General features: G+C 50.8%; 20 protein-coding genes. 14 read left to right on the top strand and 6 right to left on the bottom strand.

Going from position 1 to position 26101, the window contains the following annotated elements; all coding sequences use genetic code 11:
* Nucleotides 1–321: 321 nt before the first annotated feature.
* Together nhaD and GBK04_RS09100 are read right to left on the bottom strand one after the other, a co-directional pair.
* The gene (gene nhaD, locus GBK04_RS09105) at nt 322–1635 is read right to left on the bottom strand and encodes a sodium:proton antiporter NhaD (RefSeq protein WP_152758828.1); all 1314 of its coding nucleotides are present in this window, start codon (nt 1633–1635) and stop codon (nt 322–324) included.
* Between the two features lie 86 nt (nt 1636–1721).
* On the bottom strand, nt 1722–2156 hold the full coding sequence (locus GBK04_RS09100; RefSeq protein WP_373330846.1) for a CBS domain-containing protein: 435 nt from the start codon (nt 2154–2156) through the stop codon (nt 1722–1724).
* 148 nt (nt 2157–2304) lie between these two features.
* On the opposite strand from GBK04_RS09100, the gene GBK04_RS09095 reads away from it, so the two are divergent.
* The 6 genes from GBK04_RS09095 to GBK04_RS09070 all read left to right on the top strand — a co-directional run bounded on the left by GBK04_RS09095 (nt 2305) and on the right by GBK04_RS09070 (nt 9033).
* On the top strand, nt 2305–2499 hold the full coding sequence (locus tag GBK04_RS09095; RefSeq protein WP_152758826.1) for a membrane or secreted protein: 195 nt from the start codon (nt 2305–2307) through the stop codon (nt 2497–2499).
* A 241-nt stretch (nt 2500–2740) separates the two neighbouring features.
* The gene (locus GBK04_RS09090) at nt 2741–3553 is read left to right on the top strand and encodes an exonuclease domain-containing protein (protein ID WP_152758824.1); all 813 of its coding nucleotides are present in this window, start codon (nt 2741–2743) and stop codon (nt 3551–3553) included.
* Between the two features lie 104 nt (nt 3554–3657).
* A complete protein-coding gene (nuoK, locus tag GBK04_RS09085) occupies nt 3658–3993 on the top strand; it encodes an NADH-quinone oxidoreductase subunit NuoK (protein WP_152758822.1) in 336 nt (111 codons plus the stop codon).
* A gap of 109 nt (nt 3994–4102) precedes the next feature.
* Nucleotides 4103–6022 (top strand): NADH-quinone oxidoreductase subunit L, encoded by a 1920-nt coding sequence (gene nuoL / locus GBK04_RS09080; protein ID WP_152758820.1) that lies wholly within the window; start codon nt 4103–4105, stop codon nt 6020–6022.
* Nucleotides 6023–6121: 99 nt separating this feature from the next.
* Nucleotides 6122–7570, top strand: a complete 1449-nt coding sequence (locus GBK04_RS09075; RefSeq protein WP_152758818.1) for a complex I subunit 4 family protein — start codon at nt 6122–6124, stop codon at nt 7568–7570.
* A gap of 68 nt (nt 7571–7638) precedes the next feature.
* Nucleotides 7639–9033 carry an NADH-quinone oxidoreductase subunit N gene (locus GBK04_RS09070; RefSeq protein ID WP_152758816.1) on the top strand — a complete coding sequence of 465 codons (1395 nt, stop codon included), beginning with the start codon at nt 7639–7641 and terminating at the stop codon, nt 9031–9033.
* A 132-nt stretch (nt 9034–9165) separates the two neighbouring features.
* Here GBK04_RS09070 and GBK04_RS09065 read toward each other — a convergent pair whose 3' ends face one another.
* Together GBK04_RS09065 and GBK04_RS09060 are read right to left on the bottom strand one after the other, a co-directional pair.
* Nucleotides 9166–10095: an AraC family transcriptional regulator gene (locus tag GBK04_RS09065; protein WP_152758814.1), complete on the bottom strand. Its 930-nt coding sequence runs from the start codon at nt 10093–10095 to the stop codon at nt 9166–9168.
* Nucleotides 10096–10267: 172 nt separating this feature from the next.
* Nucleotides 10268–11407, bottom strand: coding sequence for an acyl-CoA dehydrogenase (locus GBK04_RS09060; protein WP_444544422.1), 1140 nt, complete (start codon nt 11405–11407; stop codon nt 10268–10270).
* Between the two features lie 273 nt (nt 11408–11680).
* Between GBK04_RS09060 and GBK04_RS09055 the strand changes: the two genes are divergently transcribed.
* The 4 genes from GBK04_RS09055 to GBK04_RS09040 all read left to right on the top strand — a co-directional run bounded on the left by GBK04_RS09055 (nt 11681) and on the right by GBK04_RS09040 (nt 16991).
* On the top strand, nt 11681–12871 hold the full coding sequence (locus tag GBK04_RS09055) for a hypothetical protein (protein ID WP_152758810.1): 1191 nt from the start codon (nt 11681–11683) through the stop codon (nt 12869–12871).
* A 54-nt stretch (nt 12872–12925) separates the two neighbouring features.
* Entirely contained in the window at nt 12926–14197 is a 1272-nt protein-coding gene (locus GBK04_RS09050) for a hypothetical protein (protein ID WP_152758808.1), read from the top strand.
* A complete protein-coding gene (locus GBK04_RS09045) occupies nt 14194–15438 on the top strand; it encodes a hypothetical protein (RefSeq protein WP_152758806.1) in 1245 nt (414 codons plus the stop codon). Before GBK04_RS09050 ends, GBK04_RS09045 begins: the two co-directional genes overlap by 4 nt.
* 89 nt (nt 15439–15527) lie before the next feature.
* A complete protein-coding gene (locus tag GBK04_RS09040; RefSeq protein ID WP_152758804.1) occupies nt 15528–16991 on the top strand; it encodes a TlpA family protein disulfide reductase in 1464 nt (487 codons plus the stop codon).
* Nucleotides 16992–17071: 80 nt separating this feature from the next.
* Here the strand turns inward: GBK04_RS09040 and GBK04_RS09035 are convergent, their stop codons facing one another.
* Nucleotides 17072–19147, bottom strand: coding sequence for a S9 family peptidase (locus GBK04_RS09035; RefSeq protein WP_152758802.1), 2076 nt, complete (start codon nt 19145–19147; stop codon nt 17072–17074).
* Between the two features lie 212 nt (nt 19148–19359).
* On the opposite strand from GBK04_RS09035, the gene GBK04_RS09030 reads away from it, so the two are divergent.
* Complete coding sequence (locus tag GBK04_RS09030; protein WP_152758799.1) at nt 19360–20817, top strand: M28 family peptidase; 1458 nt, start codon at nt 19360–19362, stop codon at nt 20815–20817.
* Nucleotides 20818–20892: 75 nt separating this feature from the next.
* On the opposite strand, the gene GBK04_RS09025 is transcribed toward GBK04_RS09030, so the two are convergent.
* Nucleotides 20893–21717 carry an SDR family oxidoreductase gene (locus GBK04_RS09025; RefSeq protein ID WP_152758798.1) on the bottom strand — a complete coding sequence of 275 codons (825 nt, stop codon included), beginning with the start codon at nt 21715–21717 and terminating at the stop codon, nt 20893–20895.
* Nucleotides 21718–21993: 276 nt separating this feature from the next.
* On the opposite strand from GBK04_RS09025, the gene GBK04_RS09020 reads away from it, so the two are divergent.
* From GBK04_RS09020 to GBK04_RS09010, 3 genes are all read left to right on the top strand, one after another.
* Nucleotides 21994–24480, top strand: coding sequence for an OmpA family protein (locus tag GBK04_RS09020; RefSeq protein WP_152758796.1), 2487 nt, complete (start codon nt 21994–21996; stop codon nt 24478–24480).
* A gap of 88 nt (nt 24481–24568) precedes the next feature.
* Nucleotides 24569–25378 carry a 4-(cytidine 5'-diphospho)-2-C-methyl-D-erythritol kinase gene (gene ispE, locus GBK04_RS09015; protein WP_152758794.1) on the top strand — a complete coding sequence of 270 codons (810 nt, stop codon included), beginning with the start codon at nt 24569–24571 and terminating at the stop codon, nt 25376–25378.
* An 87-nt stretch (nt 25379–25465) separates the two neighbouring features.
* Entirely contained in the window at nt 25466–26083 is a 618-nt protein-coding gene (locus GBK04_RS09010) for a cytochrome c oxidase subunit 3 (RefSeq protein ID WP_152758793.1), read from the top strand.
* Nucleotides 26084–26101 lie beyond the last annotated feature (18 nt).

The raw sequence follows: 26101 nt of genomic DNA, 5'->3' as shown, positions 1-26101 counted from the left end.
GGGCTTTACGTTGCATCCCCTTCTGTTAATTTTTTGAATGCCGCTCTGCCAAAGGGGTTAAAAACCCCATACCAAAATGATTAATCATTGATTATCAAATACATAGTATTATTCTATTCATTGCAAATGATCATTTGCGAACAGAAGGTGTCCGGTACCGGACGATTTGCCTTATCTAAAAACATGAAGCACCCCCCTTCGTAGATGAAAGGGGGTGCTTCCTTAGGAAAATGGTTTCCTGATGATTGGAAAGAAAAAAAGGAAGGGTAGGGTACCTTGGCACACAGGCGACACAATAGTTCGGTAGCCGACTGTCGCTGGTTAATTCAGCACATAATACACGATAATGCCCGAAAAATAACCGAGCAAAGCGTAAAGCGAGATTCGTTTCATGTACCACACGAAATCGATCTTCAGAATGCCCATTGCGGCCACGCCCGCCGCCGAACCGATGATCAGGATACTGCCGCCCGTCCCGGCGCAATAGGCCAACAGATTCCAGAAATCGCTGTCGGGCTGAAATTCAGTGAGTGGGTACATACCCATGGTAGCCGCCACCAGCGGAACATTGTCTACAAGTGAAGAAAGTACCCCGATGAGCGTATTGATAATGTAGATATTGCCGAAGGTTTCGTCGAGTGTGGTAGCCAGTAGGCGCAGATGGCCGGAAGTATCCAATGCCCCCACGGCGAGTAATATGCCTAAAAAGAAGAGGATGCTGGGTGTATCAATGCGGCGCAGGATGTTCGCTACGGTCAATCCGCGCTTTACTTCCAGTTCTTTGGAGCGGTGGAGCAATTCCGTGAAGCACCACAGCACACCTACCGACAGAAGTACCCCCATGTAGGGCGGGTAGTGGGTGATGGATTTGAATACAGGTACCGACAGTAGCCCAATGCCTCCTAACACAAACATAGCATTTTGTTCCAGAGGCGTGGTTCCAATGTGCCCGTGGCCAATTTCTCCTGATTTCTCTTCGGGCGGCTGCACTTTGCCTTTCAAGAAAAAAGATGCCGCTAGTAAAGGAACTAGCAGACTCACCAGCGAGGGTAGGATGAGCTCCTGGAGAACATGGAAAGTCGTAACCTGTCCACCAATCCAGAGCATGATGGTAGTTACGTCGCCAATGGGTGAGAAAGCGCCGCCTGCATTGGCGGCTATGACTACAAATCCGCCCAGGAGCCAGACATTCTCCTGGCGCCTCACGATGCGGCGGATCAGGGCACACATAATGATGGTGGTGGTCATGTTGTCGAGGCCCGCCGACAGAAAAAAGGATACCCACGAAATGATCCACAGCAGTTTGACCCGATTCGTGGTGGAGATGCGGTCAGTGATGGCCCGAAAGCCATCATGCGCATCGACCAGTTCGACAATGGTCATGGCACCCAGCAGAAAAAAGAGGATGCCAGAAATTTCGCCCAGATGCTCGAAGAGCGATTCGTTTAGTAACTCGTGCGGGTCCGCGATGCTCAGGTTTTGGAAAGCGGGCATGGTGTCGAAGCCGATCAGAAGTACCAGCCAACAAAAAACCCCCGTGAGCAGGGCCGAGGCGGCCTTGTCTATTTTCAGGGGGTGTTCGAGCGCAATCAGTACGTAACCGAGTATGAATACGCCAACCAGAAGTAGAGCCATTTAGGTAGTGGGGAGAGGAAGGGTAGGAGGGATGAAAAAGCTATTGGCCAAGTACCTGACAGTCAAAAGCAATCAACCAAAAGTGCTTACGACTGGGTGATGTACTGCTCCAGGAACTGGATATGCTGCTTCTGCTCATGCATGATGGAATTCACGATGTCCCCGATGCTGATTACGCCCACTACTCTTTCGTCCTTCACCACGGGCAAGTGACGGATTTTCTTCTGCCCCAGCAACTTCATGCAATCCTGAATACTCATGTCGGGATCGACCGTGAATACTTTGGGGGTCATAACTTCGGAAATGGGGGTACTTTTGGCTTTACGACCCTGAATAATCCCCTTGCGGGCGTAATCCCGCTCAGAGAATATGCCCACCAGTTTATCTTGATCCAATACCACTACGGCGCCGATGTTTTTTTCAGCCAGCAAATGCAATGTGTCGATCACACTGTTGGTCGGTGGTACACTCCACACTTCGGATATTGCCTTGTCTTCCAGGATTTTTTTAACTGAGATCATAACGGAATCATTAGTAGATAAATAAGGTTCAGGAATAGCTCTCCCAATATAGAAGTCAGCTTTTTTATTTACAAATTTTTCCCAGAAAATTATCAATACATCCTTTACATAGTCTCGTAAATTTGTATCTTGTTAAAAAAAGACCATTATGCTTCCCGTTATCATCCTGTCCATCACCCTGGTTCTCATCGGATTCCTGCTGTTCAGTGTACGACTGATTTTTGTCAAGAATGGCGAATTCAAGGGTACCTGTGCCAATAATAATCCTTTCATGAAGAACGAAGGAGCCGCCTGCGGCGTGTGTGGACGCCAGCCGGGGGAGGCTTGTAAAGAATCGCAGTGATCCAGCCTATAAAAAAGGATACAGGAAAATGTGTAAGGGGCCGCTGGTTTTAGCTAGCGGTCCCTTTGTTTTTATACGGAAATCGGTGGTCTTGGGCGAAGCCGTGTTTTAGGGGCTTCTGGGAAACAGGAAAGCCTTTTGCCGATTCTCAGCCCTGGGGAGCAACACTTCCGGGTCCACATTGCTTTATTCCTTACCTTCGCCGCTAGAAATTGATAACAACGAACTAAGAATATCACCCATGCCTCACCAATTGGCACTAAAGAAGCCCCTTGCCTTTTTCGATCTGGAAACCACGGGAATCAATATTTCCCGCGACCGTGTCGTCGAGATTTCCATTGTCAAGGCCTGGCCCAACGGAAGCGAAGAAGTGCGGACTATGCGGATCAATCCCGAAATGCCCATCCCGCTGGAAACCAGCCTGATCCACGGAATTTATGATGAGGATGTAAAGGACTGCCCGACGTTCAGACAGGTGGCCAAAAACCTGGCTGCATTTCTGGAAGGTTGTGATCTGGCGGGCTTCAACAGCAACCGTTTTGATGTACCCATGCTGGTGGAGGAATTCCTAAGGGTGGACGTGGACTTTGACGTGAAAAACCGACGGCTTATCGATACACAGCGTATTTTTCACCTCATGGAACCCCGGAACCTGGCGGCAGCCTACAAATTCTACTGCGGCAAACAACTGATCGGCGCACATGGTGCCGAAGCCGATGCCCTAGCCACGTACGAAGTGCTTAACGCGCAGGTGAAGCACTACGCCGATGTTGAGGTGGTCGACACCGATGGCAAGGTGGTGGTACCCATTCATAACGATATGGATGTATTGCATAAACTCACTGCTTCGCAGAACGTGGATTTTGCTGGCAGGATGATTTACAACGAGGAAGGGGAAGAGGTTTTCAACTTTGGCAAGCACAATGGAAAGAAAGTAGTGGATGTACTGAAAAAAGAACCTGCCTTTTTCGACTGGATCATCAAGAATGACTTTCCGCTCGACACCAAACGCAAACTCACCGAGATCAAATTGCGCGCCCTCACCCAGCGGTAGAATAATCACGCTTTTAGGGCTTGAGTAAGTAGTTTTTATCTTAAATTTGCCCAAATTTTAGGAGACTACCTACCCGTAAATCGATCGTTTAAAGGCTACTTTTCATGCAACATTCCGAGATTCCGGCAATAATCCAGCTTATTCCCCTAAAAAGCTATCTTATCCTCAGTACCGCGCTTTTTGTGATTGGCATCCTTGGCGTTCTGATTCGTCGGAATGCCATTGTTATTTTTATGTCCGTGGAATTGATGCTGAATTCGGTGAATTTGCTGCTCATTGCCTTCTCTTCCTACAAGTCAGACCCTTCGGCGCAAGTATTTGTCTTCTTCATTATGGCAGTGGCGGCCGCCGAGGTAGCGGTGGGCCTGGCGATTATCGTAATGATTTACCGGAACACCCGCACCATCGACATTGGATTCTTGAATAAATTGAAAGGATAAAAAACGAACGGCGAACAGCCTCGAGCGCTTAGGTGGATAATCGATTCGTATCCAACCACCTATTCACTCATCGTACCGGTGATCCGGTCACTCATTCAAAATTGAATATATGTCTATTACCTTACTTGTTCTCATTCCCCTGTTGCCGCTCATTGGTTTTTTAATCAATGGTATCGGTTTTCGCCATATTCCCAAAGGTGCAGTCGGACTCATTGGCTCTTTGGCCGCCCTGGGTAGTTTTGCGGCCTCGGTGGCGGTACTTTTAGCCTTCAAGGAGTCGGGCAGCCAGCCCCAGGTAGCCTTACTATTCGACTGGATTAGCGTGGGCGAACTGAACATACCTTTCTCGTTTCAAATTGACCAGCTTTCACTGTTGATGCTGATGATTATCACGGGGGTAGGTTCACTGATCCATATCTATTCTATTGGTTATATGAAGCATGACCTGGGTTTCGGGAAGTTCTTTTCCTTCCTGAATCTGTTCCTGTTTTTCATGCTGCTTCTGGTGCTGGGCTCCAACTATCTGATCATGTTTATAGGCTGGGAGGGCGTCGGGTTGTGCTCATACCTGCTGATTGGCTTTTGGAATAAAAACACCGATTTCAACAACGCCGCCCGGAAGGCGTTCATCATGAACCGCATCGGGGATTTGGGCTTTCTGTTGGGTATTTTCACCATTATCCATGCATTCGGCTCGGTGGAATACACGGAGGTATTCAGGCAGGCCACCGGGCTACCCGTAGGCGACCATGTGGTATTCGCCATTACGATGCTGCTGTTTGTGGGAGCTATGGGCAAATCGGCACAGATTCCGCTCTATACCTGGCTCCCGGATGCTATGGCGGGTCCAACGCCCGTTTCCGCCCTGATTCACGCGGCTACGATGGTGACGGCCGGTATCTATATGGTTATCCGTTCCAACGTACTGTACACACTGGCTCCCGCAACGTTGGAAATCGTTGCGGTGGTAGGGGCAGTGACGGCTTTGTTTGCCGCTTCCATCGGCCTGTTGCAGAATGACATCAAGAAAGTCCTGGCTTATTCCACGGTCAGTCAGCTGGGGTACATGTTTCTGGGGCTGGGCGTGATGGCGTACTCGGCTTCCATGTTCCATGTCATCACCCATGCATTTTTCAAAGCACTGCTGTTTCTGGGGGCGGGAAGTGTAATACATGCCATGTCCGACGAACAGGATATCCGGTTTATGGGCGGTCTTCGCAAGAAACTACCTATTACCTTCATCACCTTTTTCATAGCTACCTGGGCCATTGCGGGTTTGCCACCCTTCGCGGGTTTCTTCTCGAAGGACGAAATTCTGGCCCATGCCTTTGAACATAACAAACTCCTGTGGGGTATTGGGGTACTAGGCTCGGCCATGACCTCTTTTTATATGTTCCGGTTGCTTTTTCTGACTTTCTTCGGCAGTTTCCGGGGTACCCAAGAGCAGGAACACCACTTGCATGAGTCACCCGCTTCCATGACCATTCCTTTGGTGATTCTGGCTATTTTCTCGGCGGTAGGTGGTTTCATTGGGGTACCTGAAGCATTGGGTGGAACGCACCAGTTGGCCGAATTCATGAGCCCGTTGTTCGAGGCCGCCCGGCAGGTCAACCCCGAAGCTTTTGCCGCCACGGCCCTTACCCACTCGGAGGAGTTCAGACTGATGGGTATTTCGGTAGTTGTGGCGTTGGTGGCTGCCATCGTGGCGTACGTTATGTACATCAGTCGCAATGCCGTGCCTGCACCCGAGTCCGAAACGCGGACGGGCCTGGAGAATGTGGTGTACCACAAATACTATATTGACGAACTGTACGATACGGTTTTTGTAAAACCCATCCGTACGCTTTCCAGCCTACTGGCTAGTTTTGGCGAGTTTTTTATCGATTTGTTTGTGGAAGGGGCGGGAAAACTGGTAAAGGTACTTTCCAACGCAGGGCGCCAAACCCAATCGGGATCGATTGGCTATTACGTGTTTGCGATGGTTGTTGGGATCATGGTTATTTTGTTCTGGAATCTATTACTTAATTAGCGGCGGGGCCGCCCGCAACATGGGTGATTGTAGGATGAAGGGAATGGTACCATCTACTGTCTCATTCACTCCCTACTTCGCTCATTCAAAATTGTACCTATGCTTACTATTCTATTGATTTTAATTCCCATTGCAACCGGCCTGCTGACGCTGAGCCTGGGGGGACGGAGCGCCAAACAATTGGCTCTGATCGGTGCGTTGGCCGAACTGGCTACTGCCCTGGTGGCATGGACGCAGTTCGACCCCGCCGCAGGTGCGCAGTTTGGTTTTGACTATGCATGGATTGCTTCGGCGGGTATTTCATTTGCGGCATCCATCGATGGCATCAGCATGTTGCTGGTGCTGCTGACTACCTTTCTGACTCCGCTGATTATTCTGTCCGCTTTTGGGCATAGCTATAAAAACCCATCGGCTTTTTTCTCGCTCATCCTGTTTATGGAGGCAGCTTTGGTAGGTGTATTCACTGCCACCGATGCTTTCCTTTTTTACCTGTTCTTTGAGGCTGCCCTGATACCCGTCTATTTCTTGGCCGCTGTCTGGGGTGGAGAAAATCGCCTGAAAGTGACGTTCAAGTTTTTTGTCTATACTATTTTCGGAAGTCTTTTCATGCTGGTGGCGCTGGTGTACCTTTATTACCAAACGCCTGGACAGCATACCTCCGCCATTACGGCATTTTACGATTTACAGCTTACCCCTTACGCACAGGGTTGGGTGTTTTGGGCGTTTTTTGTGGCTTTTGCTATCAAGATGCCTCTGTTTCCCTTCCATACCTGGCAGCCTGACACCTACACCGAATCGCCCACCCCGGCTACGATGCTCCTGGCCGGAATCATGCTCAAGATGGGAATTTATGGCCTGATTCGCCTGCTACTTCCCATAACCCCGCTGGCTCTGATGCAATGGGGTACCCTAGCCATAGTGCTGTCGGTGATTGGCATTGTATACGGTTCAATCATTGCCATTCAGCAGCGTGACATGAAGCGCCTGATTGCCTATTCGTCTTTTGCACACGTGGGCCTTATGGCTGCTGGTGCTTTTTCCATCACGCTGAATGGCTTGCAGGGCGCGCTTATTCAAATGCTGGCGCATGGGATCAATGTGGTCGGGCTGTTTTTTATTGTCGATATTATTTTTAGCCGCACCAATACACGTTATCTTGATCATTTGGGAGGAATTACCCAGACTTCGCCCCGGCTCAGTGTTTATTTCATGATGTTGCTGCTGGGTAGCGTGGCTCTACCCCTCACCAGCGGATTTGTGGGTGAATTCCTCTTGCTGGCCGGAGTATTCGAGTACAACAACTGGCTGGGAGCCGTGGCGGGGCTCACCATTATTCTGGCTGCGGTATATTTGTTGCGAATGTTCCAGAAAGCCATGTTTGGCAAAACCAATTCCTCTACGGAACATTTCAAGGATCTCACATTCAATGAGCGAGCGGTCCTGATTCCGCTTACTATTCTGGTATTCTGGATTGGGATTTATCCTGGCACGTTCCTGAAAATGACCGAACCAGCAGTGAACCAACTGTTAAGATTCATACATAATTAATTTTGAATGAGTGAATGAGCGAATATATAAATGCTCATTCACTCATTCCCTCATTCAAAATTGCCACTATGTACCCCATTGTATTATTATCTTTTTTGGGAATTGTGGTCCTCTTTCTAGGGTTTCTCAAATCCAGAAATGTCCTTCTTCCAGCAACGCTTCTCTTTTTGGCCATTGCCCTGGCGGGTAATTTCGTAGAATGGAATCAGGGAACGATTCTGTACTTCAACAATATGTTTGCCGTTACCAATCTCACCCTTTCATTTAACGCAATCGTACTGATTTCGGCGTTTATGATTGTGGCTATGACACGCGGCTTCCAGGACGACGATGAGGCGCAACCTGCCGAATATTTTGCCATCATGCTGTTCTCGCTCGTGGGGGCTTTTATGATGATTGGCTTCGAAAATCTTATCATTCTATTCCTCGGCCTGGAAATTCTGTCGGTAGCCATGTATGTACTGACGGGCAGCGAGAAACGCAACCTACGTTCCAACGAGGCCGCTCTGAAATACTTCCTGATGGGGGCATTCGCTACGGGTATACTGCTGTTTGGCATCGCCCTGCTTTACGGAGCAACGGGATCTTTCAGTCTGACGGGCATCCAGTCCTTCCTGGCACAGCCTCAGGTTACGCCTCCCTCCCTACTTTATGCAGGACTGTTTCTGGTGCTCATTGGCATGTTGTTTAAGTTGTCGGCGGCCCCGTTCCATTTCTGGACGCCTGACGTGTACGAAGGAGCTCCTACCATCTTCACAGCCTTCATGGCTACGATTGTCAAAACAGCCGGTTTTGCCGCGCTCTTTCGGTTGCTTTCGCATTCCTTTACGGGGGCTTACAATATCTGGTGGGTTACGCTGGCGGTGATTACCGTACTTACCTTGCTGGTAGGCAATATTGTCGCTGTTTATCAGGATAGTTTTAAGCGTATGCTGGCTTATTCGAGTATTTCTCACGCAGGGTACCTACTGATTGCCTTGACGGCCATGACCAGCCAAACGGAAAATTCGATTCTATTTTATTCGATGGCCTATTCCGTAGCAACGATTTGTGCCTTTGGCGTCCTGATTCCGCTGGCCCGGGAAAAGGGGATGACGGGCAAGCCCCGGGAAACGTACGAAGCATTCAACGGCTTGGCCCGAAACAACCCCTTGCTGGCTTTTGTGCTTACGGTCTCGATGCTGTCGCTGGCAGGAATTCCGCTGACGGCGGGCTTCTGGGGTAAGTTCTTCGTGTTTGGCAGCGCCGCCCAGCGCGGAATCATCTGGCTGCTGGTTGTGGCTGTGCTCATGTCAGCCGTCGGGATTTACTACTACTTCCGGGTCGTGATGGCCGCTTATATGAAGGAGGGCGATACCGCTAAAATACGCGTTGCACCCTTTTACCAGATAGTGCTGATAACGGCTACTGTACTGACGATTCTCTTCGGGGTAGCACCGGGTTTGTTCTCAGCGATGATCTAAATAGATTTGGGTATGTAGCGGGCTCGGGCTCTAGATTCAGTTTTCCCCAAAGAAAAAGCCGCAGGATTGTCCTGCGGCTTTTTCTTTGGGGAAAGAGAATTTCCCAGATTCTCCAATTTTAACTTAAATTCATTAAACGTTCATCAACGATTCGCGGCGGCGCATTTTACCCGCCGGAATACCGAACATCATCTTGAAACGTCGGCAGAAGTAGGCGGTATCCTTATAGCCAACGTCCGACCCAATGGCACGGATGCTTTTCTTGGAGGTACGGAGCAGGTCAACCGCTTTTTCCATACGTTGGTATTCGATGTAATCCTGGGGGTTGATGCCCGTCAGCATTTTAAAATACTGCCCTACGTAATCCTCCGATACGTTAGCGACGTTGGCCAGTACCTTGTTGGAAAGGTCACCGCCCAGGTTGTCCTTGATGTAGGCGAAAATATCGATCAGCCGGGGATCCTTGAAGTAGGTGCTGTTGGTAACCAACTGCTCCACAAACAGCTTATTTTTAAGGATATAGCGGATGATCTCGATTACGACCTCCTCGGTCTTGATTTTGATGATCCGCCCCTTACCGGCCGTATCCGTCATATCTTCGGCTAGAATCTGGTTGATCGTCGAGGCCATCTGGTCGTCACGCTTGATGAGGAAGGGAGGTACATCGAGAGACGTAAAGAAATTGACCGTGTCGAATACCTTGGCCTCGAACGAAATCAGTCCGAAAGAATTAGGCAGTTTTCCAATGGTAAGCGGATCGTGCCCACCCTGGATATAGTTGTCGCGGTTGGTCATGAACTCCTCGTTGGAGACCACCTTGGCTTGGCTGGCGTTGCCATAGGTTACGGTGGCGTGTTTCCCGCCCGGAATGAAAAGCATATCGCCCGTTTCTACCGCCTGTGGTTCTTCGGTACCGAACGAAACCTCGCCATCGTACAGGATGGTGAGTGAATTCTGAACGTCGTAATAATTTTTGATCGTGATGGGCTGGAGTATGTGAATATGCCGGGCTTTCACAAACTTAACGCCTAGTGATTCAATGATCTTGTTGTAATCTTCCATGGTGTATAGAATTAGGGCTGCTGAAGCCTTGAAAATCTAATTTTGTACAAATCTAATAAATTGTACAAAACTAATACAAGGATACAGCCACCAAATTACAAAAAAAAGTGTGCGTTCTGTTGCCATAAACGCACACTTTTTTCATAAAATTCCGAAAAGGGGCCATTTTGCGCTATTTAAGCAACTCTCTGGCAATAACTAATTTTTGTATTTCAGAGGTACCTTCATAAATCTGAGTAATCTTGGCGTCGCGCATGAGCCGCTCCACGTGATATTCTCTGACATACCCATAGCCGCCGTGAATCTGCACGGCTTCGGTAGTAACCCACATGGCCACATCGGAAGCATAGAGTTTGGCCATAGCGGCAGATTTGACATAATCCTTACCCTGATCCTTCTCGCTTGCAGCTTTATAAACCAATAGCCGGGCTGCTTCGATACGGGTAGCCATTTCGGCCAGTTTGAACTGAATGGCCTGGTGCTCAAAAATCGGACTACCGAAGGTTTTACGTTCCAGCGCATAGTGGAGGGCTAGTTCGTAGGCTCCGGCCGCGATGCCCAGGGCCTGGGCCGCAATGCCGATGCGCCCGCCATTCAGGGTACCCATGGCGAACTTAAAACCGAAGCCATCAGGGCCGATGCGGTTTTCTTTAGGTACCCTCACATCCGAAAACATCAGCGAGTGCGTGTCCGAAGCACGAATGCCCATTTTGTCTTCTTTCCGGCCTACCGAAAATCCTTCCGTACCTTTTTCCACGATAAGGCAGTTGATGCCCCGATGCCCTTTCCCGGAATCCGTCTGCGCCATAACCAGACATACCGAGGCCGTGTTGCCACTGGTAATCCAGTTTTTGGTCCCGTTCAACAGGTAATAGTCGCCCTTGTCCTCGGCGGTGGTGTGCTGCGAGGTAGCATCGGAGCCGGCTTCGGGCTCCGACAGGCAGAAAGCGCCGATGATTTCACCCGTAGCCAGGCGGGTAAGGTACTTCTGTTTTTGTGCTTCATTGCCAAAGGCTTCCAACCCCCAGCACACCAGCGAGTTGTTGACCGACATGATCACGGAAGCCGAAGCATCCACTTTGGAAATTTCCTCGATGGCAATGGCGTAACAAACCGTGTCCATGCCGCCGCCGCCGTATTCAGGGGACACCATCATGCCCATGAACCCCATTTCTCCCAACTGACGCAGAAGATCTTTGTCAAATTTCTGCTCGGTGTCGCGCTCGATTACGCCCGGTAAAAGTACACTCTGGGCAAAATCGCGGGCGGCCTGCTGTACTGCCATTTGTTCTTCACTGAGGTTGAAATCCAACCCCACTCTTTCTGTGGTTACAGCCATGATTTATCAATAGTATGAGTTGAAGATGAAGTTTTTAATCAAAAATAAATCAAATCGGAACAGCAGACAAATAGGGAGCAGGATGTACAGCGAAATTATGGTAAAATCGACAGGCTCCAACAGGAGGTACCCTACTCTGGTTCGGGATTCAGCGCCTCGTTTGGTCAAATTACTTACAATCTGGTTATTGATAATAAGAAAGACGGACTTAGTTTTACGGCCGGGAGCGACCATCTTTTGCCAGAAATGAAACAACAGGTATCCTTATCGGAACACTATGCCCGTCTGAATGAATTGATTGAAAGGTACCTGAGCGGTAAGTATTGGTTGTGGAAGCTCACCCTATGCTGCGCAGTTATCTCCTGGTGCCTGGCGGTACCTCCCTACACCGTCATGAATACCTCGGACGCCTGGGCTTTCATTCAAATCCAGTCTCAGGATATTTTACATCCTACGCATCTAGAGGTGTACATCCGTCGCGAAAACATGGTCATGCGGTGGGTACTTCCCCTGATGTATATCCTAACCGGTCACAGTGTGCTTCTGATTGTAATCATACAGGGCCTGCTGGGCTGTGGGTTCCTGTACCTCTTTCTGGGCCAGATTTTTCGGCAGACGAATGACCGGATCTTGACTGCATTCTTTGGACTGGCGCTTTCCAATATGTTTGTTTTTTCCTGGTTTTTTGTGGATACGGCGGGCTACGGCGATGGGTATGCCTACTTCTTCCTGATGCTGGCCCTGCTGACACGAAACCCGTTTTTGTTATTTGTATTGCTGCAAATTGCCTTCTTTACCGATGAGCGCGCACTGGTGGGGGCGGGGTATATCATTCTCTGGTGGACTACTGATCACCTGGTGAATCAAAAGGAAGGGGGTACCCTGGCAGCGTTGTTCAGAAGTGCTTTCCAATCCCGAACCTGGGTAGTCATAGCGGCCTGGGGCGTGTACTTTGTTTTTCGGAGCTATATTATGCGGACGTACTTTCCAAACCATGACTACAGTACCATGGGTACCCCTGTGCTGTTTGCCGATGGTCATCGGTGGGGCCTGGGCAATAGCCTGTGGACTTCCTTCGAGGGCGCCTGGCTACTGTTGGGGGCGGCGGGGTACGTACTGTACCAAACCGGCCGGCGCTGGTTGCTGCTGGCGCTCCTGGCCGGATTTGTTTTGCTGATCATAACCGGCATCTTTGTGCACGATATTGACCGCGATCTGGCCTATGGCTTTTCTTTTCTGCTCTCGGCCAGTCTCATTCTGTCGCGGCTAATTCCGGCACCTGAATACCGTAAACTCGTGTTCATCATGGCCGTGGTTTGTATGATTAGCCCCATGTGCTATACCATGGGCTACAATCGGGTGCTGTGGGTGGAGCCTCTGCCTATGAAAGCCCTGATGGTGCTCGACCGGTCGGCAGGCTGGGGTTGGTTCGATTGAACCGGCAAAAATCACAACTCCTAGTAAATCATGTAGATTACCAAGTTTGCCACTATGCCCATTTTGACCGTTTTTTATGTAAAACTACTACTTAACCTGGCGCTCACTGGCGCCATCGTATGGGTGGTGCTTAAGCCGGAGCTTTTTTACCGGTGGCAACTGCACAAAGGTACCCCCGTATTTGTCCTGGGCTTTTTATTATTCCGACTGCTGCCCTGGATCGGCATTTTCCTGATCATTGGGGAAGATCCTCGCGGTGATGTACCCTTTTTCTTTTATAAAGCCGAAGCTGCCAAGCTTGGCGGCTTCGTGTACCGTGATTTCTGGTCCTACCACGCGCCGCTATTCGCGTATATTATCAGTCTGCCGCTGTGGATTTGGCATAATGCCCGGGCTATCGTGCTGTTAATGGTACTCATGGAAACCCTTATTCTGTGGCTTACCTACAGTACCTACAAAAAACAGAAAAGCAACGCCCTGCAACTCACTTATCTGTACTGGCTGCTACCCGCGGCTTTCATGTATATTCTGGTGGACGGCCAGGAAGAAGTGTGGTTCTGGGGCGCGGCCCTGCTCATGTGGCGTTACACCCGTAAGTACCCGCAGGATTACGAGGTAGGGGTAGGGGTACTTTTCGCCATCGCCCTGCTGACGATCAAGGTGACATTCATTTTTTTTCTGTTTCCTTTATTGATCATTGTCCGCAAGCCGCTCCGTCTGCTGTTGACCATGGCTGCCATCGGGTTGCCTGCCCTGGCTTTTTTATATTGGCAAATCGGCGATTTGTTTCTGATGCCCATCCAGCACACCGAGCAACTCATGACTCCAAACCTCTTCTCAATCCTGCGGCCCTTCGTGGAGCTTTTGGTTTCGATCGATGCGCGGGAATCCACCATGCTTAACTGGATCGGCTTAGTGTTTACCATACTCGTACCTTCCTATATGGCCTACCGTAGTCGGGGAAAAGCCGTGACCGACCTGATTCCCGGCCTGTTCGTCGCCACTTTCGTGTGCATGATGATTTTCCAGGCCAGCGCTCCTGGTGCCTACCTAATTGCGTTTCTGGTCACCGTCGTTTTCGAACTGATCGATATAAAAAATCCCTGGCATATCGCTTTGCTGCTGGTCCTGAGCTGGCTCACCGTGGTACAGCCTTTCGTCTACGTTTACAACGGGCAACCTTCCTATACCCACTTCAGCATGCTGGGCAATCCAGTTTATCTGCTGGAATACAGCCTACAGGTACTTAATGTAGCCTGTTTCTTCTGGATACTGCGGCAAGCTTATCGCCACGTAGTTCACCCCCAACCGCTCTCTATGCCATGAGCATTGTCTTTATCAAAACGATCCTGAGTATGGCGCTGCTGCTGTTGGCAGGGGCAGTACTTTGGAAAAGAGCATTCTTTCTAAAAATTTTTGCAGGTAAAAACGTTCCGATCGCGCTGACGGTAGGCTGGGTACTGTTTCGGTTGGTTCCGTTCATTGCGGTTTATCTGCTGGCTGGATTTGCCCCTACCTCCGACGTCTTCGGGTTCTGGGATGAGGGAAGTAAAGCCTCAATGGGCCAGGTGGTGTACCGCGATTTCTGGTCGCCCTACTCGCCCTTGTACGCCTATTATCTGGGTCTCTGGCTCAAATTCTGGTACGATCCGCGTATGATCGTGCTGGCGATGACCGTCATGGACGCGCTGGCGCTGTGGGTATCGTGGCATCTGTACCGGGCAAAACTTTCTGATTCCAATTTTTTGTTCAAAGCTCTCCTGTACTACCTGTTGCCGGGTTCGCTGGTACTGTGTGTGGTTGGAGCACAGGAAGATGTCTGGATGTGGCTGTTCGTCATCGTGGCGTTTCTGTTCCGACAGCGTACGGGACGGGTGGAGGTGTACGCTTTTCTGTTGGCGCTGGGGCTGCTGCTGACCAAAGCCATCCTGGTGCTGATCCTGGTGCCATTATTTATCATTGAGAAAGAAAAACTCAGATTTGTACTCACGATGGCCCTTGTGGGGGCGGTAAGCCTGGCGGTACTCTATCCGCTGGTCGGCTGGGAATTCACCCAGCCGCTCGACGAGGCCAAGGTACTGCGGGCCCCCAATCTCCTGTCCGTCCTGAATCCCTGGTTTTTTAATAAAATTGGGGTAGGGGAAAAGTTCTGGAACTGGATCGGCCTGCTCATTTCGGTGGGGGTAGGTAGCTGGATGGCCTGGCGGCTGCGGTCAACGGATATTCCTACCCTGATTTCCCGTACCTGGGTAGTACTTTACGCCACCATGATGGTCGTGCAGCAAAGCGCATACAGCAACTACATTTTTCTGTTTCTCATACCGCTCGTTTTCTATGTGGTCGATTGGCGAGATAAAAAACAGGTAGGGTACCTTTTGCTGTTTAACATTCTATGCGTGGTGGAGGCCTCCTACTGGTGGCGGCTGGGCATGCCCAAGTACCTCACACCTGCGGATATTTGGGCTTCTTCTTCTTCTGTGCTGGATTATGTAATCCAAGTGGTAATTGTAGTGCTGACAGGGTACTTCGTGTGGCTGGCGGCTACGAAGAAAGTAGTTTCTGAATAGCTGGTCTTTTTCAGGTAGGCTTTTGAAAGTGGAGTCTGCCCCCTCTGTTAAAGCCTTTATCTATATCCTGCCCTTATTTCTTAACGAACATGAAAACGATCCTGCGAACCGCTGCTTTCTGTCTGTTTTTCCTTTTGTCTAGTTTGGGTTTTAGCCAGACCAACCGCAACTCAACGGCACTTCTGCAAATAAATTGCCCCGCCTGCATCGGACAAAAAGCCACAGTCAATACGATGGATCTAATTTCCATGAACGAAGTGAAGCTGGTTGAGTCCCGGCTCGATTCAATGGGCCGCTGCACGCTGGAGGTACCTGTTTCGGGCCCTTTGCTTGCTTTTATTCTATTGGGTGAAAGTACCGTACCCGGTCAGGACTCGGTGTACCACCTGTATCTGGAACCGGATCAGGATTTGACACTGACCATTCAAGGTACCCCTACCTTTCAGGGGCAGCTGGGAGTAGCGAACCAGTACCTCTATGAATCCAGCCGTATAACTCGTTTGGTCAATGATCAGGCCAACAAACTGGTGGATACATTCAGGAACCTAACCGCCCAAGAGCAGCAGAAGATTCAAGATGCTTTTGGCACTGAGTTTAAACCGTTCCATCGGACTATTTCGGAGGACACGCGTATTTCCCAAAAAGCCAAAGAAATGCTTATTCAGGATGGTGAATTTTATGTCCAGGAGCGAGGACTGAATTTTTTAGATAGGAGTCCGGAAAAATTAGAACAAGAGGGTACCTATGAGGCATCATTATTTTTTCAAACTATTCCGGTGAAGCCCGAGTGGCTCGCGATGAACATGTACAACTACGGTGCTCTTTTAAATAAGAGAGTGAAATTCGACCTCGATTTGGCCATTTACTATGCACTTAAAAAAGAAGGAAAAGAAAAGAATACCGATACGCTTGCCATCTTAATGGAAAAGGCAATCCTAGAAAACACGCGCACTGCTCCGATTCGAGAATATCTTCTGGCAATAAATATAAAGAGAATGCTCAGGGAATTTGGCGCAACCCCTACCATTACTCAACTTTTCGACCGTTTCAAGAATCTATATCCTGACTCGCGCTATACGGCTACCCTGGATCGGGAATTCGACAAGTATCAGGGACTAGGCGAAGGAAAAGAAGCCAAAGACTTTATCGCTACCTACCCCGATGGAAAGGAATTTCGCCTATCCGACCTAAAAGGAAAAGTCGTGTACCTTGATACCTGGGCTACGTGGTGTGGCCCGTGCATTGGCGAATTTCCAGCCTCGAAAAAAATGATAGAGCACTTTAAGGAAAACCCGGAGGTAGTATTCCTCTTCGTTTCGATAGACACCAACCTTGAAAAATGGAAAGCCTACCTGAAAAGCGGCAAAGCGCCTAAGGGCATCCACGTCAACCAAAATACAGAAACACAAGCTCCAGGAACCGCCTTGTATACCCTCTACCGAATGAGTGGCATCCCCCATTATATTGTGATCGATCAGGCGGGCAAAATTAAGGTCAACAAAGCCCCCGGCCTTCTGATGAGGAATCGTACACTTTGCTGGATGGTTTGCTGAAAAAATAATTGTGGAGTAAGTTCGTATTGAGATTGGGGGTACCTTGACAGGACAAGGTACCCTTCTCGCTCCAACAAACTCTACTGATTTTTCCCTTCCAGACCCAGCAAAAATGCGTACTCCAGCGCTATATCGTGCAGCCGCTTGAAGCGACCCGATGCGCCACCGTGGCCGGTTTCCATGTCGCAATGCAGCAGTACCAGGTTGTCATCGGTTTTCAGTTCGCGGAGGCGGGCCACCCACTTGGCGGGTTCCCAGTATTGAACCTGCGAATCGTGCAGGCCGGTCGTGACGAGCATATTGGGGTAGGCCTGCGGCTTTACGTTGTCATAGGGCGAGTAGCTTTTCATGTAGGTATAAAAAGACTCCTCGTTGGGATTGCCCCATTCTTCGTACTCGCCCGTGGTGAGCGGGATCGTGTCATCGAGCATCGTAGTCACCACGTCCACGAAAGGTACCTGCGCCACCATGCCATGGTAGAGGTCGGGGCGTAGGTTGGCGACCGCGCCCATCAGCAGGCCGCCCGCGCTGCCGCCCATGGCGTAGAGGTGGGCAGGCGAAGTCCATTTCTGCTGAATCAGGAACTCGGCGCAGTCGATAAAGTCCGTGAAAGTATTCATCTTACGTAGGAGCCGACCGTTCTCGTACCAGGCGCGGCCCATTTCTTGTCCGCCGCGAATGTGACAGATCGCGAAGGCAAAGCCCCGGTCCAGCAGGCTTAGACGCGCCGAACTGAAGGTAGGGTCCATGGATGAACCGTAGGAACCGTAGGCGTACTGGAGCATAGGTCCGTTGCCGTCTCTTACAAAATCATTTTTATACACCACCGAAATCGGAATCCGGGCTCCGTCGCGGGCGATGGCGTAGAGGCGTTCGGTGGTATAGTCGGTTTTTTCAAAATCGCCCACGACCTCCTGCTCTTTCATCAGCGTGCGGGCGTGGGTAGCCATGTCGTAATCGTAGGTAGAGCTGGGCGTGGTGAGCGAGGTGTACCCGTAACGCAGAAAGGTAGTGTCAAATTCCGGATTGGAGCCGACGTAGGCCGTGTAGGCCGATTCGCCAAAATCGAGATAGTATTCTTCACCTGCCTCCTGCGGCATGACGCGGATATGCAGCAGCCCTTCGCTCCGTTCCTGCACCACCAGGTACTGGCTGAACACTTCGATGCCTTCCAGGTACACATTGGGACGGTGCGGAAGTACCTCCTGCCACTGGGTTTCGTCGCGCACTTGGTCTTCAGCTACCTGCATCAGCTTGAAATTCTCCGCGCCATCGCGATTGGTGACGATGTAGAAACGATCCCGATAGTGTTCCAGTGAATACTCGTGTCCCCGTCGACGTGGAATAATTACTTCCAGGGTACCCTCCGGTGCGTGGGCGTCCAGTAGTCGATACTCGGTAGCCACGCCGTTGTGGTCGGCCAGCAGGGCTACGTACTTTTTGGATTTCATCCGGTAGAGCGCCAGGTAGTACTGATCATCAGTTTCTTCGTAGAGCAGCACATCGTCGCGCACGTCGGTACCCAGCGTGTGACGCCACACCTGATAGCCCAGTAGAGTTTCTACATCTTTACGGATATAGAAAATTGTTTTATTGTCGGCGGCCCAGGCATAGTTGCCGCCTTCGGTGTTGGGAATCACATCGGGGTACCACGCACCCGTGGTCAGGTTGCGGAAGCGCAAAGTATACAGGCGGCGGCTTACGGTGTCCTCGCCCATGGCGGCTATGGTATCGTCGTCGCTGATTTCGGGAAAAGTAGCCTGGTAATAGGCATGGCTGGCAGCGCGCTCATTCAGGTCGAGCATGATTTCCTCATCGGCTTCCAGCGACAGATGCTTACGGCAGTAGAGAGGGTACTCGGCGCCCTCCTCGTAACGGGCATAGTACCAGTAGGCCCCGTCGCGTACCGGCACGGATTCATCCTTTTCCTTGATCCGTCCCTTCATTTCCTGAAACAGCTTCTCTTTAAATTCCTGCAATGGCGCCATGACGGCTTCCGTGTAGGCATTCTCGGCGTGGAGATGGGTCAGTACGGTTTCGCTTTCCCGTTCGCGCAGCCAGTAATAGTCATCGGTGCGGGTATCGTTATGGATGGCTAGGGAAGTGGGTTGTCTAAGGGCTTTCGGGGCTACATTGGTGTAATCAAACAAAGGCATGAAGGTAAAATTAGAAGGTAGGTACGGAATTAACCGCGAAGATTGCCCAATTAATGAAATTCTTACCTAATTTAGTTTCCTGAAAACCATTTTAGCGCGCACCTATTGCACAAAAAAACGTTATGCTACTGTGGATAGCTGGCCTGGTTTGATGTTGGCTGTGTATATCCATCTCCTTGTCCCTTTTCAAATATTTGCTCGAAATTATCTACATGAAAAAAACTTTACTGATTGCCTTGGCAGGTAGTACCCTGGTGGGAGCGGCCGCTTTTGCCCCCAGTGCCGACGACCTTGAAGCCACGTTCGCCCGCATCGATGCCGAGGTTCGGCAGCATAGTCGTGTCTACGCTACCCTTCAGGACGCCACGCAGAAAATCGGCCACCGCCTAACCGGCAGTACACACGGCATGGAAGCCGAAACGTATGCCTTCAACACGCTGAAAAGCTACGGGTTCAGCGATGTGAAATACCAGCCTTTTGAAGTGGAGTCTTGGAGTCGCGATACCGTGACGCTGAGCATTGTGCCCGAAAGCAGCGATAATTTTCGGGAGGTACCCGTCGTTTCGCTGGCCCATTCGCCGGTCATATCTGATCTGAGGGCGGGAATTGTGGACGTTGGCAATGGTTTGGAAGAAGATTTCGAACAGGTAAAGGACAAAATCAAAGGGAAAGTGGCTGTGGCCAACATTGGCCTTGTGGGGGTTACGGGCAAGAAAAACCTGCACCGTTCCGAAAAAACCGCCCTAGCCATTAAGTACGGCGCGGGCGGTATTATCATGGTCAACCAGGCTCCCGGTAAAATTCTGCTCACGGGTACCGCCTCGGTGACGGGCGCGCTGATCGCCATTCCGGCGGTGTGCATTTCTAACGACAGTGGCCGCGAACTACGGAGCTGGCTGAAGGAAGAAGGTCCCCTGGAAGCCCACGTGAACATGCGTAATTTCTCAAAGCCCATCAAAGCACGCAATGTAATCGCCACCCTGAAAGGAAAAACGGATGAGCGCGTGATCGTGGGAGGACACCTCGACTCGTGGGATCTGGCCACGGGTGCGATTGACAACGGCATTGGTTCGTTCAGCGTACTGGACATGGCCCGTACCTTCAAGGCGCTCAAAATAAAGCCCTACCGGACGATCCAGTTCGTCATGTTTATGGGAGAAGAGCAGGGACTGCTCGGCTCCAAGCACATGGTGAAGGAGCTGGCGCGCACGGGTGAAATTAGCCAGGTGAGTTATATGATGAATCTTGACATGACCAATGACCCCAAGGGCGCGAATGCCTTCGGGCGGGCCGATATGGAGGATTTTTTTCAGAAAATAGGCGCTGGCATCAAAAAAGTCGACCCATCGTTTGAGAATAAGCTCAGCAACCGCGCCGGTCTGCACAGTGACCATCAGCCTTTTATGCTGGAGGGGGTACCTGTAGCTGGACTTTCGGGCAGCTTGTCGCCCTCGGTACTGCAATGCTACCACGCCGACTGCGACCGTTTCGACCTGGTGGACAAGCAGCAGCTGGAAAATACCGTCCGCATCGGCTCCATGTACCTCTACGCGCTGGCCAATGCCAAAAAACTTCCGGCCAAGCGCCTCGACAGCATGCAGACGCGGGATTACCTGACCACGCAGGGCCTAAAGGAGGAATTGGTACTGGGTCAGGACTGGCGCTGGTAGGGGTATACCGGTGAATGAGTTGTGAATGTACTTCTTGTGTACGCAAGAAAATATACCCAATCACTCATTCACAATTCATAAAAAGAAGTCTGGCATAAGGTCCTCATCGCTTAGGTTGGTGTCCACGCGGTACTTGCCAAAATCCGTGATACCTTCGGCTTTTAGTACCTCTTCATCTACGAAAAAGTTACCGGTGCATTCGCGGCTGGGGCGGCTCAGAATATGGTAAGCCGCGTCGGCCATGATTTCAGGCATGCGGCTGCGGCGCATGAGCTGGTCGCCGCCCAGCAGATTCTGCACGGCGGCGGTGGCAATGGTGGTGCGCGGCCACAGCGCGTTAAAAGCCACTCCCTGTTTTTTGAATTCCCCGGCCATCCCCAGTACGCACATGCTCATACCGAATTTGGCCATGGTATAGGCTACGTGCGGCGCAAACCAGCGCGTTTCCATGTTCAGTGGGGGCGACAGGTTAAGTACGTGCGGATTCTCGGATTTCAATAAGTGGGGCAAACAGAGTTTACTGGTCAGGAAGGTACCCCGGGTGTTGATATGGTGCATCAGATCATAGCGCTTCATGTCCGTTTGCAGGGTAGGTGTAAGGCTGATGGCGCTGGCATTGTTGATCAGGATATCGATTCCCCCAAAGGTACCCACGACTTCGTTTATGGCGGCCTGAACGGCTTCCTCATCCCGTATATCCACTTGCAGGGGTAGGGCCCGGCCTCCGGCGGCTTCAATTTCGGCCGCGGCCGTATGGATCGTGCCGGGAAGCTTGGGATGCGGTTCGGCAGTTTTGGCGGCAATGACTATATTCGCTCCTTCCTGCGCGAGGCGTACGGCAATGGCCAGGCCAATGCCCCGGCTTCCGCCGGTGATAAAAACCGTTTTGTTCTTGAGCATCCGGTTGGGGTAGTTTTAGAAGATTGAATGGGTAAAAGCCGGATACTTCTGATTTCTACGCATAATCAAGGGTGGCACGATTTATGTTATATATTCAAATTGCGCAAACCCAGAATTGAATGTAGTTATACCTAGGCACTACCTAAATTAATGGATTCGGTTCAAAATAGCTGGTATCATCCTGATTTTAAGTAGAATAATTTAGCCAACACACACTAGACTATCATACATTACGATACCTGGCGCTAGACTAACACACATTAAATGCCCGTATTTATGAAACTTCCCGCATGTCTTAAGGACAGTCGGTTCTACCGATTGTGCCGGTTAGTTGTGGCCTGCTTATTGCTTGAGGCGCTTCCCGGTTACGCACAGTCAGAAATCCCAAAACAGCAGGCAGATCGTTCTTTTTACGCACAGGATTACCCCAACGCAGCCCAACGCTACTCCGAATTGCTGAAAGACAATTCCTTGTCCGATGAAATAAAAAAAAATGTGCTGTACAACCTGGGGTACTCTTACCAGAAGCTAGGGGATTTTGCCAAAGCCGAAAGCCATTTTCGCGAACTCCTGGAAATGGGCGAACCCGCCGAAACCAACCGGAACGCCTACCTTTACTACGCCCAGGCTCTGGCTCACAATGGAAAGCTTTCGGAAGCCCAGGATATGTACACCCGTTACGAATCGATAAAGTCCACCCCGGCTGTGGTACCCTTGAGTTCGGGTACTGCCTCTGGAAAAGCCAAAGTAACCTACCGGGTCGAAACCCTGTCGCTCAATACCTCCAACGCTGAGTTCAGTCCGGCCTACTTCCGGCAGGGGTTGGTCTATGTGGGAGGCAAAGGAGCAAGCGGAGCCTCTTCATCACCCGATAAAGGGTACCTCAATCTTCTTTATGTTCCCGATCGAACCGCCATTGATGCTACAGGTACCCTGGCGGCAGATGGTACTGTGTCGACGGCTCGTCCGGTCGCTTCGGCGGGCGGAGCCAATCCGGCTAACCGCCGCCTGGGACGCGATACCTACACCGCTTCAACTGCCAACGACTCCCGCACCGCCGCCAACTTTGCACCCGTTAGCTTTTCGGAAAGCCTGGGTCTAGGGAGAGGTACCAAAGCACAAATTGCGGGAGAATTTAGCAAAGAACTGAACACCAAGTACCATGAGGGCCCACTCACGTTCTCGGCCGATGGGAATACGATCTATTTTACCCGCAACAATTATAATGAGGGCAAATCCAGGAAAAGCAGCGATAATGTAAACAAACTGAAACTATATACCGCTGAACTGCGCGATGGGGTATGGACTGATGTAAAGGAAATGCCTTTCAACAGTGATGAGTACTCCACGGGGCATCCGGCGCTCAGTCGCGATGGTAAGTCGCTCTATTTTGTGTCAGACCGTCCGGGTGGGAAAGGCGGCACAGACATTTATGTGTCGCGCCTGGATAACGGCACCTGGTCGGCACCGGTCAATCTAGGTAGTGAGATCAATACCAAAGGCGATGAGATGTTTCCGTTCATGGATGAAAACGACAACCTGTACTTCGCCTCCAATGGCCGGCCCGGGGGAATGGGCGGATTAGACATTTACTTTGCCCCGCTGGCTACCGGGGGAGATACGCCCGCCGTCGTGCACCTGGACGCTCCGATCAATTCTAAAACCGATGATTTCGGCCTGATTACGGACGGTAGCCGTTCCACGGGTTATTTCAGCAGCAATCGGCTGAATGGCGACGATGACCTGTTTCGCTTTGTGCGCGAGAGTTCCTTGTTCGGTTGTCGTAATTTGACCATACGCGTATTCGACGACGCTACTTCGGTACCCCTCGACAGCGCCATGATTACCGTAAGGGCGCGCGGGGAAGGCGGTGATCCGCAGGTGTTGGCTACAGATGCCACCGGACTGGTCAACCTGTGTCTGGAAGCTGAAAACGATTTTATGTTTGAAATTGCCCGGGATGGCTACCTGACCAGTAACCTGGGATTCTCCACGGCCGAACTTACCGACGACAAACCCACCCAACTGGGTGCTTCGTTGATCAAGCTGAGCGTCACTGCTCCAAGTGCGCCCTCGCGCATCACAATGGGCTCCGATGACGGCGACTGGGAAAGCGAAGATGCCATTACCGCTTCTACGCTGCGCGGTACCGTGACGGGCGAGGCGGACAAGAAACCGTTGGATGGCGTGCGAATCACACTGAAAAACGAATGTGACGGACAAATCAAACAAACCGTGACCGGTCCGTCCGGTCGGTTTCGGTTCGAACTTGTGGAAGGCTGCGATTATACACTGGTAGCCTCCAAACCGCTGTATGGTACCAATACCAGCGCAATCAGGAAAATTCCGGAAAAATCGATCCCAAAATTAGTTTCGGCTAACCTGATGATGATCAAGGCGGGGGACTTGGTGACGTTGGATAATATCAACTACGATTCGGGAAAATGGGAGGTAAGGCCGGATGCTGCCCGGGAACTGGACAAAATGGTGGCTACCATGCAAAAGTACCCCTCCCTGAGAATAGAGATCGGCTCCCATACGGATAGCCAGGGCGATGCAAAGACAAACCAAATCCTCTCGGAACGCCGGGCCAAAGCTGCCCTGAACTATATGGCTTCCAAGGGAATTGCCCGCAACCGGCTAACGGCCATTGGATACGGAGAAACCCAATTGCTCAATAATTGTAAAGACGGGGTACTATGTACTGAAGAAGAACACCAGCGCAACCGCCGTACCGAATTCAAAGTATTGTATATTAAATGAGTAAGTATAAGGGCATAAATTGGATTTCATGGCCAGTGCAAGCTGAAAAACTGCTAAGAATCGTTACCAATCGTCTGTTCACAAAATAATGGTTCTCTTTCCCAATGCTAAGATCAACATCGGGCTCAACATCCTGGAGAAGCGTTCCGATGGCTTTCACAACCTCGCCTCCTGCTTTTATCCCGTTGGTTGGGCCGATGCGCTGGAAATTTTGCCCGCCCAGCAAGTAATGTTCGAGGCCTCGGGCCTACCTATTCCGGGAGCGGAAGGAACCAATCTATGCCTGAGGGCCTATCATCTGCTGGCGGAGGAGTATGATCTGCCTCCGGTACACATCCACCTGCTCAAGGCTGTTCCGATCGGGGCCGGTCTGGGTGGAGGTTCGGCGGATGCCGCATTCACCATCAGGGCCCTGAACCAGCAATTCTCCCTGAATTTATCCACCGGGCAGCAGCAGGATTACGCCCGTACCCTCGGAAGCGACTGTGCTTTTTTTATTGAAAACAAACCGATGTACTGCTTCGGCAAGGGCGATCAATTTGAAGAAATTGCCCTGCGACTGACCGGGAAATGGGTCGTCCTGGTCAATCCGGGCCTGCATATCTCCACGGCCGAAGCTTACGCAGGCATAACGCCCCGAAAGCCTGACACGGATTTGCGGAAGCTCCTGCAGCAACCACTCGATCAGTGGAAAGGGCAGGTCGTAAATGATTTTGAAGAAAGCCTGTTTCCGAAGTACCCCGTTCTGGATGAATATAAGCAAAAGCTCTACGGTTTGGGGGCGCATTACGCCAGCATGAGCGGGTCGGGCTCTACGCTGTACGGAATATTCGATGAGCCGATCGATACCTCGAACAATTTCGGGAATTCCACCGTTTGGGAAGGAGAGCTTTCTTAGCCAGACAGGGTACCTATACAGAAAATCAGGTATGGTACGTTTTTAGTGCGACCCTCGCTTGGATAAGGAGTGAGAAAAAATATTGCCATGCCTACGAGACCGACCACCCGTTCCGGGGAAAATCTATTCACCAAGCGCCGTGAACCCCTGCACTTTTTGTTGTGGTTGGGCATTGTGGGCAGCGTACTCATTTTTACAGTACTGCTGGGGATTTACATCGTCCGCAAAGTAGGTCCCAATTGGTACGAAACACCCCTACCGGGCATTTTCTGGTTTAGCACGGTGGTTATCATCCTGAGCAGCATCAGCCTGCACGAGGCAAAAGAAGCTTTCCAAAAGGAGCGCTTCGCGCTTTATCGTATCTGCCTGGGTATTACGCTTTTTCTGGGGATGGCGTTTGTGGGCATGCAGGGCTATGGCTGGCTGCACATGATCGAGCAGGGTTTTCATCTGCGGGGCAATCCATCCGCAGGCTTTGTGTACCTACTTACCGGACTGCACGTTGTGCACATTCTGGGCGGGCTGATTTTTATGGGGGTACTTTTTCGGGAGGCTACCAAAAATCAATCGTACATTGACTCCTTCGTCTACAGTGTCAATCCGCCTAACCAGTTGAAGATAAAACTCATGACCACCTACTGGCACTTTGTGGATGTGCTGTGGCTGTATCTGTTTCTCTTCCTGCTCTACCACCACACGGCCTGAGATTTCGGAGATTTTTCT

Source organism: Salmonirosea aquatica, assembly GCF_009296315.1.
In the GTDB taxonomy this organism is placed as follows: Bacteria; Bacteroidota; Bacteroidia; order Cytophagales; family Spirosomataceae; genus Salmonirosea; species Salmonirosea aquatica.
Note: the sequence above shows the minus strand (reverse complement) of the source record. Positions and strands in the feature narration are given on the sequence as shown.

What these genes read in the sequence shown, in the direction of transcription:
- GBK04_RS09025 (WP_152758798.1), bottom strand. Translation starts at nt 21,717, where the DNA reads ATGCTCAAGAACAAAACGGTTTTTATCACCGGCGGAAGCCGGGGCATT.
- GBK04_RS09020 (WP_152758796.1), top strand. Translation starts at nt 21,994, where the DNA reads ATGAAACTTCCCGCATGTCTTAAGGACAGTCGGTTCTACCGATTGTGC.
- GBK04_RS09055 (WP_152758810.1), top strand. Translation starts at nt 11,681, where the DNA reads ATGAAACAACAGGTATCCTTATCGGAACACTATGCCCGTCTGAATGAA.
- nhaD (WP_152758828.1), bottom strand. Translation starts at nt 1,635, where the DNA reads ATGGCTCTACTTCTGGTTGGCGTATTCATACTCGGTTACGTACTGATT.
- GBK04_RS09065 (WP_152758814.1), bottom strand. Translation starts at nt 10,095, where the DNA reads ATGGAAGATTACAACAAGATCATTGAATCACTAGGCGTTAAGTTTGTG.
- GBK04_RS09100 (WP_373330846.1), bottom strand. Translation starts at nt 2,156, where the DNA reads ATGATCTCAGTTAAAAAAATCCTGGAAGACAAGGCAATATCCGAAGTG.
- GBK04_RS09070 (WP_152758816.1), top strand. Translation starts at nt 7,639, where the DNA reads ATGTACCCCATTGTATTATTATCTTTTTTGGGAATTGTGGTCCTCTTT.
- GBK04_RS09035 (WP_152758802.1), bottom strand. Translation starts at nt 19,147, where the DNA reads ATGCCTTTGTTTGATTACACCAATGTAGCCCCGAAAGCCCTTAGACAA.
- GBK04_RS09050 (WP_152758808.1), top strand. Translation starts at nt 12,926, where the DNA reads ATGCCCATTTTGACCGTTTTTTATGTAAAACTACTACTTAACCTGGCG.
- GBK04_RS09095 (WP_152758826.1), top strand. Translation starts at nt 2,305, where the DNA reads ATGCTTCCCGTTATCATCCTGTCCATCACCCTGGTTCTCATCGGATTC.
- GBK04_RS09090 (WP_152758824.1), top strand. Translation starts at nt 2,741, where the DNA reads ATGCCTCACCAATTGGCACTAAAGAAGCCCCTTGCCTTTTTCGATCTG.
- nuoL (WP_152758820.1), top strand. Translation starts at nt 4,103, where the DNA reads ATGTCTATTACCTTACTTGTTCTCATTCCCCTGTTGCCGCTCATTGGT.
- GBK04_RS09045 (WP_152758806.1), top strand. Translation starts at nt 14,194, where the DNA reads ATGAGCATTGTCTTTATCAAAACGATCCTGAGTATGGCGCTGCTGCTG.
- GBK04_RS09010 (WP_152758793.1), top strand. Translation starts at nt 25,466, where the DNA reads ATGCCTACGAGACCGACCACCCGTTCCGGGGAAAATCTATTCACCAAG.
- GBK04_RS09075 (WP_152758818.1), top strand. Translation starts at nt 6,122, where the DNA reads ATGCTTACTATTCTATTGATTTTAATTCCCATTGCAACCGGCCTGCTG.
- GBK04_RS09040 (WP_152758804.1), top strand. Translation starts at nt 15,528, where the DNA reads ATGAAAACGATCCTGCGAACCGCTGCTTTCTGTCTGTTTTTCCTTTTG.
- GBK04_RS09030 (WP_152758799.1), top strand. Translation starts at nt 19,360, where the DNA reads ATGAAAAAAACTTTACTGATTGCCTTGGCAGGTAGTACCCTGGTGGGA.
- nuoK (WP_152758822.1), top strand. Translation starts at nt 3,658, where the DNA reads ATGCAACATTCCGAGATTCCGGCAATAATCCAGCTTATTCCCCTAAAA.
- ispE (WP_152758794.1), top strand. Translation starts at nt 24,569, where the DNA reads ATGGTTCTCTTTCCCAATGCTAAGATCAACATCGGGCTCAACATCCTG.